General features: G+C 68.2%; 16 protein-coding genes and 1 pseudogene. 9 read left to right on the top strand and 8 right to left on the bottom strand.

What is annotated here, in order from left to right; translation table 11 throughout:
• Positions 1-39: 39 nt before the first annotated feature.
• On the top strand, positions 40-345 hold the full coding sequence (locus LR393_RS13085; protein ID WP_231484142.1) for a hypothetical protein: 306 nt from the start codon (positions 40-42) through the stop codon (positions 343-345).
• 1 nt (position 346) lies between these two features.
• On the opposite strand, the gene LR393_RS13090 is transcribed toward LR393_RS13085, so the two are convergent.
• Together LR393_RS13090 and LR393_RS13095 are read right to left on the bottom strand one after the other, a co-directional pair.
• On the bottom strand, positions 347-820 hold the full coding sequence (locus LR393_RS13090; protein WP_231484143.1) for a hypothetical protein: 474 nt from the start codon (positions 818-820) through the stop codon (positions 347-349).
• A gap of 97 nt (positions 821-917) precedes the next feature.
• On the bottom strand, positions 918-2,342 hold the full coding sequence (locus tag LR393_RS13095) for an IclR family transcriptional regulator domain-containing protein (RefSeq protein ID WP_231484144.1): 1,425 nt from the start codon (positions 2,340-2,342) through the stop codon (positions 918-920).
• A 192-nt stretch (positions 2,343-2,534) separates the two neighbouring features.
• Between LR393_RS13095 and LR393_RS13100 the strand changes: the two genes are divergently transcribed.
• From LR393_RS13100 to LR393_RS13125, 6 genes are all read left to right on the top strand, one after another.
• Positions 2,535-3,482: an ABC transporter substrate-binding protein gene (locus tag LR393_RS13100; protein ID WP_231484145.1), complete on the top strand. Its 948-nt coding sequence runs from the start codon at positions 2,535-2,537 to the stop codon at positions 3,480-3,482.
• An 82-nt stretch (positions 3,483-3,564) separates the two neighbouring features.
• Positions 3,565-4,425, top strand: a complete 861-nt coding sequence (locus tag LR393_RS13105) for an amino acid ABC transporter permease (RefSeq protein WP_231484146.1) — start codon at positions 3,565-3,567, stop codon at positions 4,423-4,425.
• A 20-nt stretch (positions 4,426-4,445) separates the two neighbouring features.
• Positions 4,446-5,198, top strand: a complete 753-nt coding sequence (locus LR393_RS13110) for an amino acid ABC transporter ATP-binding protein (RefSeq protein WP_231484354.1) — start codon at positions 4,446-4,448, stop codon at positions 5,196-5,198.
• Positions 5,199-5,222: 24 nt separating this feature from the next.
• Positions 5,223-6,359: an N-methyl-L-tryptophan oxidase gene (solA, locus tag LR393_RS13115; RefSeq protein WP_231484147.1), complete on the top strand. Its 1,137-nt coding sequence runs from the start codon at positions 5,223-5,225 to the stop codon at positions 6,357-6,359.
• A complete protein-coding gene (locus LR393_RS13120; RefSeq protein WP_231484148.1) occupies positions 6,356-7,825 on the top strand; it encodes an amidohydrolase in 1,470 nt (489 codons plus the stop codon). The genes solA and LR393_RS13120 overlap by 4 nt, the downstream gene beginning before the upstream one ends.
• Positions 7,825-8,439 carry an FMN-binding negative transcriptional regulator gene (locus tag LR393_RS13125; protein ID WP_231484149.1) on the top strand — a complete coding sequence of 205 codons (615 nt, stop codon included), beginning with the start codon at positions 7,825-7,827 and terminating at the stop codon, positions 8,437-8,439. Before LR393_RS13120 ends, LR393_RS13125 begins: the two co-directional genes overlap by 1 nt.
• Here the strand turns inward: LR393_RS13125 and LR393_RS13130 are convergent, their stop codons facing one another.
• From LR393_RS13130 to LR393_RS13145, 6 genes and pseudogenes are all read right to left on the bottom strand, one after another.
• The gene (locus tag LR393_RS13130) at positions 8,440-9,699 is read right to left on the bottom strand and encodes a polysaccharide deacetylase family protein (protein WP_231484150.1); all 1,260 of its coding nucleotides are present in this window, start codon (positions 9,697-9,699) and stop codon (positions 8,440-8,442) included.
• 121 nt (positions 9,700-9,820) lie between these two features.
• The gene (locus tag LR393_RS13135) at positions 9,821-10,351 is read right to left on the bottom strand and encodes a Rossmann-fold NAD(P)-binding domain-containing protein (RefSeq protein WP_231484151.1); all 531 of its coding nucleotides are present in this window, start codon (positions 10,349-10,351) and stop codon (positions 9,821-9,823) included.
• Between the two features lie 382 nt (positions 10,352-10,733).
• Positions 10,734-11,042: pseudogene (locus LR393_RS37005) on the bottom strand (HipA domain-containing protein); the annotation flags it as partial.
• Entirely contained in the window at positions 11,003-11,257 is a 255-nt protein-coding gene (locus tag LR393_RS37010; protein ID WP_407937314.1) for a hypothetical protein, read from the bottom strand. The gene LR393_RS37010 and the pseudogene LR393_RS37005, both read right to left, overlap by 40 nt.
• Entirely contained in the window at positions 11,164-11,814 is a 651-nt protein-coding gene (locus tag LR393_RS13140; protein ID WP_231484152.1) for a HipA N-terminal domain-containing protein, read from the bottom strand. The genes LR393_RS37010 and LR393_RS13140 overlap by 94 nt, the downstream gene beginning before the upstream one ends.
• A complete protein-coding gene (locus LR393_RS13145) occupies positions 11,807-12,130 on the bottom strand; it encodes a helix-turn-helix transcriptional regulator (RefSeq protein WP_231484153.1) in 324 nt (107 codons plus the stop codon). Before LR393_RS13145 ends, LR393_RS13140 begins: the two co-directional genes overlap by 8 nt.
• A 148-nt stretch (positions 12,131-12,278) precedes the next feature.
• On the opposite strand from LR393_RS13145, the gene LR393_RS13150 reads away from it, so the two are divergent.
• Positions 12,279-12,746 carry an AAA family ATPase gene (locus tag LR393_RS13150; RefSeq protein WP_231484154.1) on the top strand — a complete coding sequence of 156 codons (468 nt, stop codon included), beginning with the start codon at positions 12,279-12,281 and terminating at the stop codon, positions 12,744-12,746.
• A 94-nt stretch (positions 12,747-12,840) separates the two neighbouring features.
• Positions 12,841-14,802: an alpha/beta hydrolase gene (locus tag LR393_RS36375; RefSeq protein WP_231484155.1), complete on the top strand. Its 1,962-nt coding sequence runs from the start codon at positions 12,841-12,843 to the stop codon at positions 14,800-14,802.
• The last annotated feature ends 90 nt before the right edge of the window (positions 14,803-14,892 follow it).

Below are 14,892 nucleotides of genomic sequence, written 5' to 3' on the forward strand. Positions count from 1 at the left end.
CCCGAAGGCCCGGGAGAGGTATGTCGGTAACATCCCGATGTGGGGAAGATCCAGGAAGCGGAGAGCTTTCCGGGCTGGCAGATGGTTGCGGCGGCGTCCGCGGTCGTCTGGTCGCTGCTTCTGGGCGCGCCCTTGTGGTGGATGACATTCCTGCTGGCCTGGGCCGGCGAGTCCAACGCGTCAACAATCTCCGGCGCGGTCCTGACCTATCTGTTCATGTTCGCGTTATGGCTGTTCCCGACCTGGGGCCTGGCCGCCTGTACGAGCTGTCCCGGCCTGGTCTGGTTGCTCTGTGCCCTGGGGACGCCGGGGTCGGCCATCGGGATCGCAGTCCTCGGCGGGTAGATCAGACCTTGAGCGCGGTCAGCTCGGCCACGGCCCGGGCGACCTCACCGCTCTTGTCGCCGGTGACCCGGATCTCGGTCATGCCACTGGGAGAACCGGCGTCGGGAACCATCAGCAGGAGCTCCTCCCGGGCCCGGATCGGGTCGTGGAGCATCTTGTCCTCCAGCCCTCCGACGGGGCCGGTGAGGTGGGCGGCCGACGCGACGATGACCCGGTGCCGGGGGAAGACCCGCACCTGACGCGAGGTGTCGTGGACTCCTGGCTGGACCACCAGGCGGTGCGGGAAGGAGATGATCGCCAGCTCGTGCCGTTCGGAGCAGGCGTACACGGCCGCGTGATCGGCGCCGCGCCCGGTGCCCTGGCTGTTCCCGACCAGCAGGTTCTTCCAGTTCTCGGCGCCGCTCAGCTGCTGGAGCGCGTGCAGGGCGTCCCGCAGAATCAGGTCGAGGCTGGCGGGTACGGAGTCGTTCGTCATCGATGATCCTCACAGTGACCGGCGGCGCGTCTGTGGGGCTTGTTCGGTCGGGGACTCGCAGTGGTGAAGCGCACCACCGCGGTGACAGCCGATCGGGTCAACGTTCACCCACGGCTATTCGCGGGCAGTGGCCGAGCAGGTCCGAGACCCGGCCGGCCAGTTCCTTCGCGACGGCCTCGAACCGTTCCCCGTTCACACCCATGTAGTCGGTCGTCCCGACCAGGCAGGCCGCCGCGGTGACGGCACCGCTGGAGTCCCGCACCGGCGCGCTGATCGACAGCATCCCGGTGTCGTCGAACGGCTCCATCGTGAGCACCCCGTCGCGGGCCACCTGACGCACGCGCCGCAGGAACCGGTCGAGCTCCAGCCGGGTGTAGCGCGGCGGGAACAGTTCGGCGATCTCGCGCATCCCCAGATCCATGACGAGCGCCGGGCCACCGTCGGAACCGATGATCGGGTGCGCCCGGCCGAGCCAGGGCGACATCCGCAGCCCCTCGCCCGGCATCCCGAGCTCCTCGACCAGGGTGAAGCTCCGCATCCCCTTCAGCACGGTGATGAAGGCGCAGGTACCGGTCTCGGCGGCGACCTCGGCCACCAGCGGCCGCCCCCGCTCGACGATGGTCGGGACCGTGGCCGCCCGGTACCAGCCTTGCACGACCCAGCTGAGCCGGAATCGACTCCGGTTGCCGTCGGTCGCCACGAGCCCCGCCCGCCGGCAGGACTCCAGCAGCCGCTGCGTCCGGTCGGTGCGCAGTCCCGCCCCGCGGGCCGTGCCGGCGATCGTGTCCGACTGCGAGGCCAGGTGGTGCAGGATCCGCAGCGCCGCGGTGAGCGCGGAGGGCGCTGTTGCGTCGGCCGGGGAGCCGGCCGGCCGGCTCCGGGGTTCGGTGAACCGGTCCGCGATTGCCTGCTCGATGCTCAGGCGGGCGGTCTGCACCGCGAGACGGGCCCGGGGGCCGTTCTGCTCCAGGCGGTAGACCGGGAGCCGCACGGCCAGGACACCGACGCACTCGCCGTCGGGATCGAGCACCGCGGTGGCGATCTCGATGCAGCTGCCGATCTTCGACTCGAAAATCCCGCCGTCCGGCCGGGCCCGAACCGCAGACAGCATCGCCCCCTCCGGCTGGTCGACCACTTCCCCCACCTCGGCCGGGGCGTGCAGCGTCCACAGGGACTCGACCGCTGCGACGATCCGGACTGACATCCCCGAGCGGGCTCCCAGGCAGACGGTCTCGCCCGTCTGGTGCCCGGCCAGCGTGAGTGCGTACCGCAGGGACTTCGCAAAGGGAGCCGCCGAGCGCCCGGAAAGCTGGATTGCGCCAAGTCCGAGGCGATATGAGCCGTACGCCCCACCATGTTCCAGAAGTCCCACCGCCTCCAGCTCCGAACACAGACGTGATGTGCGGCTGAGCGGTGCCCCGAGTTCCCGCGCCACCGCACCCACCGTGATCGGGAGCATGGGATCGCGCCGCCCGGCAATGATTTGAACGATTGTTAACGCGGCGGTCACGTAAGTGGTCATTGCTTCCTCATCAGCAGAACCAGCAATCCTCGGGGCTTCAGATTGCACCCCATGCCCACCGTGACCACAAGGGTTTCGGCTGCTCCTATAGCGTCCCCAGACATCCGCAGGGCCCACCGAAGGGCTCGCGCGGAAGGTCCCCGCAGCACACCACATCTCCACGCCCGCTTCCCCGGCCCGCCAGGAGTTGCCATGAGCACGAACGTCTTTCACCATCGCCGCAGAGTTTTCGCCACGGCCGCAGCAGCCCTCGGAGCGATGGCTCTCCTGAGTGCCTGCGCCGACGACTCCGCCGGTTCCTCCGCGACCTCGGGATCGGCCCCCGACGCCATCACGGCCGAGTCGATTCCCGGCACGTTCGACGAGTCCATCGCCGCGCTGGTGCCTTCCGACGTCGCCGACGCCGGGAAGATCACCGTCGCGGCCGGCCCCGGCTACCCGCCCTTCTATCTGCTCGCCGACGACCAGAAGACCCTTGTCGGGGCGGACATCGAGGAGGTCCGGGCCATCGGTGACGTGCTCGGCCTGGAGATCAGTTTCCAGGACATCAAGTTCGACGCCATGATCCCGGCCCTGCAGACGAACCGTGTGGACATGGCGGCGGGCGGTTTCAGCATCACGCAGGAGCGGCTCAAGGCCGTCGACTTCGTCAGCAACTTCTCCGGCGGCACCTCGCTGATCGTGCCCGCCGGCAACCCGAAGAACATCGGCCTGGACTCGATGTGCGGGAACAAGATCGCCGTCCAGAAGGGCACGGTCTACGCGGACAACTACATGCCGGTCTTTACCAAGGCCTGTACCGACGCCGGTCAGAAGGCCATCGACGTGGCTGTTTTCCCGACCCAGGCCGACGCCGCGCTCGCCCTCACCTCCGGTCGCGCGGACGCCAACATGTCCGACTACGGGCCCCTGGCCTACCAGGCCCAGCGCTCCGCCGGGCAGTTCGAGGTGCTCAAGGAGAACTATGACCCGAGCACCTGGGGTTTCGCGTTCCCGCAGGGTTCGGACCTGGAGAAGGCCGTGACCGCGGCGATGAACCAGATCATCACCGACGGCACCTACGGCAAGATTCTCGACAAGTGGGGGGTCAGCGACGGCGCCATCACCGAGTCGGAAGTCCACACCGATGAAGCGAAGTGATCCGGGCGTCCTCGGGACGCACACCGCCGCAGATGTCCCGGAACCCCCGAAAGTCGTTCCCGTCCGCCGGTACGGCCAATGGGTGACGACAGTCGTCCTGCTCGTGATCACGGTCCTGGTGATCCGCTCCCTACTGACGAATCCCCGCTTCCAGTGGGACATCGTCTTCAGTTACTTCCTCAACGGCCAGGTGCTCGACGGACTGGTGACCACCATCGTCCTCACGGTGGTCGCCATGGCCGTCGGGGTCGTGATGGGCGTGCTGATGGCGCTCGGTCGCGAGTCGAGGAACCCGGTCGTCTCCGGGGCGGCTGCCCTGTACATCGGGTTCTTCCGCGGCACACCGCTTCTCGTGCAGCTGATCTTCTGGTTCAATCTGGCCGCGCTGTACCCGGTGCTCTCGGTCGGCATCCCGTTCGGCCCGACCCTGGCCTCGGGCAGCGCGAACACGCTGATCACGCCGATGGTCGCGGCGATCCTGGGGCTCGGGCTCAACGAGGGCGCCTACATGTCCGAGATCGTGCGGGCCGGCTTGCAATCGGTCGATCCCGGGCAGACCCAGGCCGCGCACGCGCTGGGAATGCGCAAGGGTCAGGTCTTCCGCCGGATCGTGCTCCCGCAGGCGATGCGGGTGATCATCCCGCCGACCGGCAACGAGACCATCGCGATGCTGAAGACCACCTCGCTGGTGAGCGTCATCGCGATCCCGGAGCTGCTCTTCCAGGTGCAGGCGATCTACTCGCGCACATACCAGGTGATCCCGCTCCTGATCACCGTGAGCCTCTGGTACCTGCTCCTGACCGCGGTCCTGAGCACCGGGCAGTTCTACCTGGAGCGGCATTTCCGGCGGGGCGATCTCCGGCCGGCCGAGAAGCCCTTCCTGGCGCGCCTGCTGGCCCGTCGTGACCCTCTGGCCCAACCAGCAGAACGGAAGCAGGTATGACGGCCACCGCGACGCCTCCCATGGTCGAGGCCATCGGAGTGCACAAGTACTACGGCAGCAACCTGGTCGTGAAGGGCATCGACCTGAGCGTCACCCAGGGCGAGGTGATGTGCCTGCTCGGTCCGTCCGGATCGGGCAAGAGCACCTTCCTGCGCTGCATCAACCACCTCGAGAAGATCAACGCCGGAACGATCCGCGTGGCCGGTGAACTGGTCGGCTACCGTCAGCACAACGATCGTCTGCACGAGCTGCGTGACGCCGAGATCGCCACCCGGCGCAGCGAGATCGGGATGGTGTTCCAGCAGTTCAACCTCTTCCCGCACATGACCGTTCTGCAGAACCTGATCGAGGCCCCGGTGCTGGTGCGGCGGGAGAAAGCCGCAGAAGCCCGGGCCCGGGCCCGCACGCTGCTCGAACGGGTCGGGCTCGCCGACAAGGCCGATGCCTACCCGCGGTCCCTGTCCGGCGGCCAGCAGCAGCGGGTCGCCATCGCCCGAGCGCTCAACATGCGGCCGAAACTCATGCTGTTCGACGAGCCGACGTCCGCGCTCGACCCCGAGCTGGTCGGTGAGGTTCTCGACGTGATGCGGGATCTGGCCGCCGACGGCATGACGATGATCGTGGTCACGCACGAGATCGCCTTCGCCCGTGAGGTCGCCGACACGGTCACCTTCATGGACGACGGTGTCGTCGTCGAGAGCGGCACGCCGGCGGAGGTTCTCGGTAACCCCCGACATCCCCGCACGCAGTCCTTCCTCGCCAAAGTGCTCTGAACCCCGACAACCGGAAGGTGAACCATGGAGACGTTCGACGTAGCCGTCGTCGGCATGGGTGCTCTCGGGAGCGCCGCCACGTACCACGCTGCCCGAAAGGGCGCGAGCATCGTGGCCTTCGAGCAGTTCGAGCTCGGTCACGTGCGGGGAGCCTCGCACGACACCTCACGCATCATCCGCACGTCGTACGGGGCGGAGGCCTACGTGCGGCTCGCCGAATCGGCCTACCGCGACTGGGCCGACTTCGAGGAGACGTCCGGTGAGCGGCTGGTCACGGTCACCGGCGGGCTGGTGTTCATCCCGAAGGACGGTCCCTACTCCGCGGCCGACTTCGTGTCGAGCCTCACCGCGGTCGGGATCCCGTTCGAGTTGCTCTCCCCGGACGAGGTGAAGGAGCGCTGGCCCCAGTTCAGCCTGGCCGAAGGCGTCGAGACGGTCTACACGGCCGACTCGGGCATCGTCCATGCTTCCCGTTCGGTCGCCGCCTTCCAGATGCATGCGCGGATGAAGGGGGCCGTCATCCGTGACCGCACCCCGGTCGAGCGCCTGACTCCGGTCGAGGGTGGCGTCATTGTGCACACCGCCGACGGAGATGTGCTCGCCCGCAAGGTGATCCTGGCCGCGGACGCCTGGACGAACACCTTGCTGGAGCCGCTCGGCGCGCAGCTGCCGCTGATCACGATGCAGGAGCAGGTCACGTACTTCGGCCCGGCCGAGCCGGAATCCTTCGACCGGGACAGGTTCCCGGTCTGGATCTGGGAGGACACCGAGTGCTTCTACGGATTCCCGACCTACGGGGAGCCGACCATCAAGGCGGCGCGCGACCTGTCGAACAACGTGATGACGCCGGGGGAGCGCACGTTCGTGCCCTCGCCGGAGCTCCTGGAAGAGCTGACGGGCTTCATGCGGAAGACGATTCCCGGCAGCGGGCAGGTGCTCCGGACCGTCACCTGTCAGTACGCGATCACCCCGGACCGGAACTTCGTGCTCAGCCCGCTCGAGGAGCACCCGGACATCATCGTGGCGCTGGGTGCGGGCCACGCGTTCAAGTTCGCGCCGGCGATCGGCCGGATTCTCGCGGAACTGGCGATCGACGGCGAGACCACGGACGACATCTCGACGTTCGTGGCCCCGTCCCGGCTCGAGGGCTCGGTCTCGTGAGCACACTCGAATTCCGGAACACCCGGTTCCTCGGCGATGACGGCCTGTTCGATGTGATGGTGGACGCGGGTCACGTCGCACGGATCAGCCCGGCGGGAACGTCGGTGGGCACCTCGGCGAGCATCGATCTGGACGGCCGGATTCTGGTACCCGGCCTCTGGGACGAGCATGTGCACTTCACCCAGTGGACCATCCAGCAGTCGCGGCTGGACCTGGGTGGGACGACCGGCCCGGACGACGTCCTGGAGCGGGTCCGGCAGGAACTGGGCCGGGCCATCCTCCCGGAGGGCTCCGTCCTGACCGGTTTCGGGTTCCGCGACGGCACCTGGGCCGACCCTCCTGGCCTCCGGGCTCTGGACGAGGTGACCGGAACCGCGCCGGTCGTCCTGATCAGCGCCGATCTGCACTGCGCGTGGATGAACTCGGCAGCGGCCTCCCGGCTCGGGGTCCAGCCGGACGCATTCGGCCTGGTGCGCGAGACGGCCTGGTTCGGGGCGAGCCAGAGGCTGCTGGAGATCTCGCCGCCGACCACGGCCCAGTTCCGGGCGGCCGCGCAGGCCGCGGCCCGGCGGGGCATCGTCGGGGTGGTCGACTTCGAGAACAGCGACAACCTGAGCCAATGGACGCAGCGGGTCGCCGACGGGGTCGACAGCCTGCGGGTCGAGGCGGCGGTCTGGCCCCAGAGGCTGGAGGCCGCGATCGCCGACGGCCGCCGTACGGGAGATCTTCTGGACGCCGGTGGTCTCCTCACGATGGGTCGCCTCAAGGTGGTGGTCGACGGGTCGCTCAACACCCGCACCGCCCTGTGCTGGGATCCCTACCCGGGACTCGAGGGTGTCCACGGGTGTGGGGTCTCGACGGTCTCGCCGGACGAACTGCGGGACCTGCTGGTGCGGGCGCAGGCCCACGGGATCCGCGCTGCCGTGCACGCGATCGGCGACCGGGCGAACGCCGAGGTCATCGACATCTTCGAGGAACTCGGCACCGGCGGGACCATCGAGCACGCGCAGCTCGTGGGCACGGACGACTTCGCCCGGTTCGCGCGTCTGGGGCTGGTGGCGAGTGTGCAGCCCGAACACGCGATGGACGACCGGGACGTCGCCGATCGGCACTGGGCGGGGCGCACCGACCGGGCCTTCGCGTTCGGGTCCCTGCACGAGGCCGGGGTCACGCTCCGGTTCGGTTCGGACGCCCCGGTCTCGCCCCTCGACCCGTGGTTCGCCATCTCGGCGGCCACGGCGCGCAGTCGTGACGACCGCGCCCCGTGGCATCCGGAGCAACGGGTTCCGCTTGAGGTCGCCCTGGCGTCGAGCATGCGCGGCCGGCTCCGGCCCGCGACCGGTGACGTCGCGGATCTCGCTGTGCTGGAGGCCGATCCGCGCAGCGCGACGCCGGCCGCGCTGCGCTCGCTCCCCGTCGCGGCGACCCTGATCGCGGGCCGCTTCACCCACACCACACTCGGCTGATGAGATTCACCGCCGACTACGCCATGACCGGCGAGAAGGACGTGAAGGACCTCATCCGCGCCTACCCCTGGGCCACGATGATCAGCCCGGGCCTGACCGTCTCCCACTACCCGTTGCTGCTGGACGAGGACGCCGACGGCATCGTGCTCCTGGGCCATGTGGGCCGCCCCGACGAACAGCTGCACGAACTGGGCCGGCACGAGCTGGTCGTGGTGTTCTACGGTCCCAGCGGTTACGTCTCGCCCGGCTGGTACGAGCTGCCCACGGGCGTGCCGACCTGGAACTTCGAGGTTGTCCACGCCTACGGGGTGCCGGAGATCCTCGACGACGCCGAGAACCTGCGCGTACTGGAGAAACTCGTCGACCATTTCGAAGATCCGCTACCACATCCGTTCCGGATGCGCGCCACCCTGGCCAATGCCGCCTACGCCGACCGGATCGTCCGTGGGACCGTCGGTTTCCGCTTGCGGGTGAACCGGTTCGAGGCCAAGAACAAGATGAGCCAGGACAAGCCCCCACAGGTCGTGGACCGCATCACCGAAGCGCTCCGGAAGGAGGGACCGTACTTCAATCCGGAGCTCGCCCATCGGATCGAGTCCTCCCGGCAACGGTGATCACGCTCCGCGGAGGAAGGTTTTCCAGCCCTGGGCCGGGCGGGTGCCGGGCGGCAGCTCCCGGAGCCGGGCCAGGACGTGCGGGTCCTGCACGTCGAGCCAGTCCACGAACTGGCGGAACGACACCAGCTTCACACCGGGCTTCTTGGCCATCTCGACCAGGGCGTCCTCCGCGGCGTCCATGTAGATGCCGCCGTTCCACTGCTCGAAGTGGTTGCCGATGAACAAGGGTGCCCGGTTGCCCTGGTGCGCCCGCTCGAAACCGGCGAGATACGCGTCCCGGGCCTGGGCCCGCCACCGCGGCCGCAGGGCCGGGTCCCCGTGCATGTCCGCGCCGGACTGCTTGTACATCAGGTTGTAGTCCATCGAGAGCACATGCTTGCTCTTGCCCGGGGTGGCGTCGGGGAAGGGCAGCGCCTGGAGCGGAAGGTTCCACAGGCCGTGCTTCTTCGAGGGCCAGACCTGGGCCGCACCGGGCGATGAGGCGTCGTAGCGCCAGCCCAGGCGCTCGGCCGTGGGCAGGAGGTGGGTCTGGCCCTCCAGGCACGGGGTGCGGCCGCCGATCAGTTCCTTCTCGTAGTCGAACGGCAGCGGCGGCAGGTCGCGATCGCCGGTCGTGCCGGTGGTGGTCTTCCAGGTCTTGACGAAGTGCTTGGCCTGCTTGATCTCGCTGTCCCAGTCGGCGGCCGACCATCGGGAGACTCCGTCGGCCCCGCAGAAGTGACCGTTGAAGTGCGTCCCGATCTCGTGCCCCTCCGTCCATGCCCGGCCGATCTGCCGCATGGTGGAGATGACGTGCTTCGTGGTCAGGAACGAGATGTCCGAGGCCCCGACCGGGTGCCGGGGCGGGTGGTACAGCCGGCGGTGCCGCTCGGGCAGTGCGTAGATGCCCGACAGGAAGAAGGTCATGCTCGCGCCGTTCTCCTGGGCGAGCCGGCGGAAGCGCGGGAACAGTCCGCTGTCCAGGTTCGCCGAGCCGTCCCAGGAGAACACCACGAACTGCGGCGGTACCTCACCCGGCTTCAGCCGTTTCCAGCGCGGCTGATGCGGCTGGGGGCCGGTGTCGGCCGTCGACCCGTCCCCGATGGGGCCCCCGGACGTCTTCGTCACCGTGGGCGTTCTGCGCGCCGACGTGGGCGGCGCACTGGTCCGCGGGGGATTCTCCTGGGCGGCCGGGGTACAGCCGGCGGTGACGGCAGCGGCGGAGGCGCCGATCAGGAAGGTGCGTCGCGACGGCGCACGACGGGGTGCGGGACTCACAGGGACTCCAGGCGGGTTGCGGGCAGATCACGTTCCGGGGTTCAGGGCCCGGGTTCTTGGATGCCGCAGTTGCGCCGGAAGTTCAGTTGATGCACAGAAAATTCATAGAGTTCCAGTCTCGTCACTTTCCGATTCCGGCTACGGTTCGCCGGCACACCTCGTCCCACGGGGTCGGCTCGATGCCGAACCGGGCCCGGGCGGCGGAGTCGTCGAGAACATACGGCCTGGTCCACTGGTAGCTCACCTCGGCGATCTCCCGCATGATCGGCGAGGCCAGGCCGAGGGTGCGCAGCAGCCGGGGTGACAGCCCGCGCGCCTTCACCGGAGGCCGGCCGGCGGTGGCGAGCATGTCGGTCAGGGCCTGGATCTGCGTCTTCGGCGGGTTCGAGGGCACGTGCCAGGCCCGGCCCTGGGCCTCCGGATCGGCCGCGGCCGCGATCAGCGTGCGGGCGACGTCGAGAACGTCGGTGAAGGTGTGCGGCAGATCGGTCCGGCCGATCATCGAGACGTTCTTGCCCTTGAGGGCATCGGGCAGCACCCGCGCGCTGACCCGGATCGGCACCGGCACCCCGGAGTCGGTGGTGTTCGTCGACGACGACCCCGGAAACGTCGCCGCCGCCACCTCGGCCGGCTGGACGGCCCATCTCTTCACCGGACTCGACGACCTGCGCCGCATTCTCGTCGCGACAGGTTGAGGTGCCGGCTCCCCACCTACTTCGGCGGCCGTGGACCGAAGCGCCCGTCGGGCTTGCGCCGACCGGTCGTCCGGGGCGCAGAACGGTCGGTGACTGTCGTAGCGGATGTGGTCGGTAGGACACGGACCTCGGTAGCCTGGACCACACGGTCCCGGACCCTGGCCCACGCTTCATCAGTCACGCCTGGATAGAGCGCAGGGTTGATGCGGTCCAGGGCGATGGACAGGTCGTGCACCGTCTGTTCGACTGTCTTCTGGGCCCGTGGAGTCGGGAGTCCCCAACTCGTCCCTTCGGCGATCAGATCGTTGAGGGCGACGTCTTCGACGAGATGCTTACCATTCACATCCAGCGCGAAGCGCCGTGCCTCGCGTTCGTGGTGAAGGTGCATGGCCGTGTCGTACGCGGGGGCGAGGCTGACGCGGCTGCTGGGCGGCGAAGGAACGAGATGTTCTTGGCGTGCATGTCTGTGTTGCCGACCAGGTGGGAGAAAGTGGCCAGGCGCAACAGCTGGTCGCGGTCGCCCCCGTCGAGGCGGAGGACGTCGGCAGCGTGGCGGAGCGAGGGCATCCGCGAACCCCACTGGGATTTGCGATTCGGGTCGGCGGTGTTCAGGCCGATGGCCTGAGCCAGGTCTTCCTGGTGCAGACGCGGATCGGTGGTACCGGGCGCCTCGAACCGGCCGTCAGGCCGGGCATGCGGTCGTACCGGGAAACGGCTATGGCTCTGAGGTCTCCTTCCCCGAAGCAGATCACCTCTGCTTCCACGGTTGTCAATCCGAGATCGCGTGCGAGCGCCAGGCAGGCGACTTCGGTGTCGATGATGTCGCCGGCATCGGTGTCTTCAGGGGCGCTTCTCTTGACGATCCAGGTGGAGGCCGCGCCGTCCTTGCACGCGTACCAGGTGTCGCCGTTCTCAGTCGTTCCCCGGTGCAGTGCGACTTGGGAACCATGCCGGGCAAGGTGCTCGACTCGATGACATCGTCGAACCGGGCCGGCGAGAACTTGTCCGCAGAGCGGAGACGTTCGGCTACTTCGGCAAGGCTGAGTGGCTCGTAATGCCCCGCAGAAGTGGGATCACCGTGACCTCGTTCGACGAAGATCGCGGCGCCCGGCGTGTCGCGGCCATAGGCGGAGATGAGACCGAGGGTGTCGTCGGGGGCGATACCCGCGGCCATCGCGTGGTTCGTTCTCGCATTGCCTTCGGGAAGGAGACCGTCCAGATAAGTTCTGACGAGCGCCGGCACGACTTTCGACCCGATCGGCAACTTCGCGGAGAGCACGCGGCTGCCAGGACCCCATCGCCGGATGCTCTCGACCGTCCAGGCCAAGGTCGGATGAACCAGTCCGGAACGGGTCTCGCCGGTAAGGGTTGCGATGTGGGCGCCGTACAGCCATACGTCGAGTTGCGCGGGGCTAGTCATGGTCTGTCTCGTTGATCTGCCGGTGGACCGAGGAGGGCGTCGGCCAGGAACCGTGGTTCGGGTCATGGGCCACGGTCATGGTTGCGTTCGGGAGGTTGAGGATCTCGAACAGGCGCAGTGCATAGAGATTTGGCTTTCCCGACTCGATCTCGTACACGTAGCGGCGGGAGATGCCCAGACGTTGCGCCAGCTCGTCCTGGGTCAGATTGTTGGCGTACCGCAAGCGGGCGACGAACGCTCCCAGGTCTTCGGGCGACCGGACCACGCCCCACGCGGCAGCTTGAAGGGCTTCGGGGGCGTCATCTCCGGTGGGCATCCAGCGTCCTTAGTGTGCGGATATTCTCCCATTGATGCAATGTGATGATTTCAGCCCATGGGTTGAGTGGGAGCATATTCGCGCATTGCCGGTCGGGAGCGGTGCGCCGTCGTTGCTGGTTTCCTGGTGGTGGACTGGAGTGAGAGGTATGGCACGCGTCGTCTTCATGTGTGGGCCGGCCGGATCGGGGAAGTCGACGTTCGCCCGGCAGCTGGAGGGGCAGGGGATGGTGCGGCTCTCGTTCGATGTCGAACTGTGGCAGCGGGGGTTTCCGGGGGCGCTGCCGCCCGGGCCGGTCCGGGCCGAGGTCGAAAGCGATCTGAAAGACCGCCTGGTGAAGCTGGTCTCGGAGGGACGCGACGTCGTCCTGGATTTCTCGTTCTGGTCGCGGGCGATGCGTGACGACTACCGCAGCCTGCTCGAGCCGTTCGTCGTGGTACCCGAAACCATCTACCTGGCAACCGATCGCGAAACCGTTCTCCGGCGGGTGCGGGATCGGCGCGGGGTGCACGCGGACGATGCGGTGCTGAGCGAAGAGCTGGCGGCGCGGTACTTCGACGGGTTCGAGGTGCCGACCGAGACCGAGGGGCCCTTGCGTGTGATCCACCCTGTGTGACCTGCTGATGGCCGGACGTGCCAATGGGGCGTTTGGTACTCTCTGAGCTGCGATTATGGGAGGGGCTCATGATGAAATCGCAGGGTGGGAAGTGGTGAGCGCGGCCTGGGCGCAGGTGCGCGACTGGCGGTCGAGCGATCTGGAGGGCGCGGCTCAGAACCTGCGTGACGTCGAGGATCGGCTGATCGACACGGGTGACGGCCTGAACAAGGTCGCGCCGCCGAGCTGGAGCGGTACGGCCTCCGACGGGGCCCGTGCGCAACTGGATCAGCTCAAGGAGCTGCTCGAGGACCGGATCGCCGAGGTGGCCGCGGTGCGGCGGGGGCTGCTGGACGCGTCGGACGGGGTGGTGGACGTCGAGCGGGCGGTGAAGCGGGCCGAGCAGTTCGCCGCGGACAACGGCCTGGAGATCACCGCGACGAACGTGCAGGACGTGCGCGGTCTGACCATGTGTTACGCCACCGAGCACGACGAGGAACTGGCCCGCGACGCGCGCTCACTCCTGGTGGACGAGTGCGCCGCGTACGTCGCGGAGGCGGTGCGCCGCGCCGGGGATGTCGATCAGGACCTGTCCCAGGTGCTGAACGGCCAGGTGATGAGCGGTGCGCTGGCCCAGTACGACTACCGGAGCCCGGACGACGCGGCGCTGCGCGGTGAGAACGCCGGCGTCGCCGACCTCTACGGCCAGCCGGCGAAAGACGCTACGCCGGCGCAGAACAAAGCCTGGTGGGACAGCCTCACGGAGGCCGAGAAGACGGAGATCCTCAAGGATCACCCGGACTGGATCAACAACCGCAACGGGCTGCCCGCCGACGTTCTCGATGCGGCCAGCACCGCCCTGCTGCCGGTCTACCAGGAACAGGTGAAGGATCAGCTCTGGTCGCTCAGGAACGAGCTCGCCGGGCTCGGTCCCGACGACAAGGACCGCAAGAAGGCCCTGGAGAAGGCCATCGGCGAACTCGAGGACAAGCGCGACTCGCTGGACACCGTGGACCGTCTGGGCCGGCAGGACAGCACGATGATCCTCGGCCTGGACATCAGCAACCAGCGCGCTCAGGCCATCATCTCCAACGGGAACCCCGACACCGCAGATCAGGTCGGCGTCTTCACGCCCGGCCTGACCTCGACCGTGCAGGACATGGACGGGTACGCCGAAGACATGCGCAAGATGCGGCTGGGCGCGGAACGTTCCCTGAACCGCGACCCGGCGACCGCCGGCGAGGACGTCGCCATGGTGACCTGGCTGGGGTATCAGGCCCCGCAGATCTCGGCCGAGAGCCTGACCGACTTCGACGGTGACTCGGTGGCCATGGCCAACAGCGCCCGTACCGGCGGCGACCGCCTGGCCGAGTTCTACCAGGGCATCAACGTCAAGAACGACCACGCGGACATCACCGCGCTCGGGCACTCCTACGGTTCCACCACCACCGGATACGCCCTGCAGCACGCGAACACCGGCGTGGACCGGGTGGCCTTCTTCGGCTCGCCGGGCCTCGGCGTCAACGACGTGAACGACCTGAAAGTGCCCTCGGGCAAGGTCTTCTACGAGGAAGCCAACTGGGACGGGGTCGGCGACCTGCAGCGCTTCGGCAAGGACCCGAGCGAGATGGACGGGGTCGTGCAGCTGGACACCAACGAGGTCCAGGACGCCCAGGAGGGCAAGCTCTCGGGCATCACGCTGCACACCTCGTACCTCAACGAGGGCACGACCAGCCAGCACAACCTCCAGTCGCTCGTCGCGGGCCAGGAAGACCGGGTCGTGGAGGGTGACCACAACGTTCCGCTCGGGGAGATCCTCCGGGACAGCGCGACCAACCCCCTGGGGCCCGGCGGCGAGATCGGCGAGCGTCTGGGCGAGAAGATCGGCGAGGAACTGGTAGAGGTACGGGACTCGGCCGTTGACCTGGCCGAGACCGGGGCGGAGAAGGTGGCCGAGGGGTTCGCCGACGTCGCCGCCGGGGCGACGGAGAAGGGTTACGAGGTGCGCCAGGGCGTCGGCAGCATCTACGAGCAGCTCAAGCGGGCTGCGATGGGCGATCCGGGCGGGCTGCGGTGACAGTGATCAGGCGTGAACAACTGGCTCGACGAACCGGCAGCGTCATCGCTGCCCTGATAACCACCCTGACGGTCGCCCTGGCCGCGGCCG

The organism is Kineosporia mesophila (genome assembly GCF_021129235.1).
In the GTDB taxonomy this organism is placed as follows: Bacteria; Actinomycetota; Actinomycetes; order Actinomycetales; family Kineosporiaceae; genus Kineosporia; species Kineosporia mesophila.

Coding starts and splice junctions, on each gene's coding strand:
- LR393_RS13150 (WP_231484154.1), top strand. CDS start 12,279: ATGGCACGCGTCGTCTTCATGTGTGGGCCGGCCGGATCGGGGAAGTCG.
- LR393_RS13090 (WP_231484143.1), bottom strand. CDS start 820: ATGACGAACGACTCCGTACCCGCCAGCCTCGACCTGATTCTGCGGGAC.
- LR393_RS13125 (WP_231484149.1), top strand. CDS start 7,825: ATGAGATTCACCGCCGACTACGCCATGACCGGCGAGAAGGACGTGAAG.
- LR393_RS13140 (WP_231484152.1), bottom strand. CDS start 11,814: ATGACTAGCCCCGCGCAACTCGACGTATGGCTGTACGGCGCCCACATC.
- LR393_RS13100 (WP_231484145.1), top strand. CDS start 2,535: ATGAGCACGAACGTCTTTCACCATCGCCGCAGAGTTTTCGCCACGGCC.
- solA (WP_231484147.1), top strand. CDS start 5,223: ATGGAGACGTTCGACGTAGCCGTCGTCGGCATGGGTGCTCTCGGGAGC.
- LR393_RS13110 (WP_231484354.1), top strand. CDS start 4,446: ATGGTCGAGGCCATCGGAGTGCACAAGTACTACGGCAGCAACCTGGTC.
- LR393_RS13095 (WP_231484144.1), bottom strand. CDS start 2,342: ATGACCACTTACGTGACCGCCGCGTTAACAATCGTTCAAATCATTGCC.
- LR393_RS13145 (WP_231484153.1), bottom strand. CDS start 12,130: ATGCCCACCGGAGATGACGCCCCCGAAGCCCTTCAAGCTGCCGCGTGG.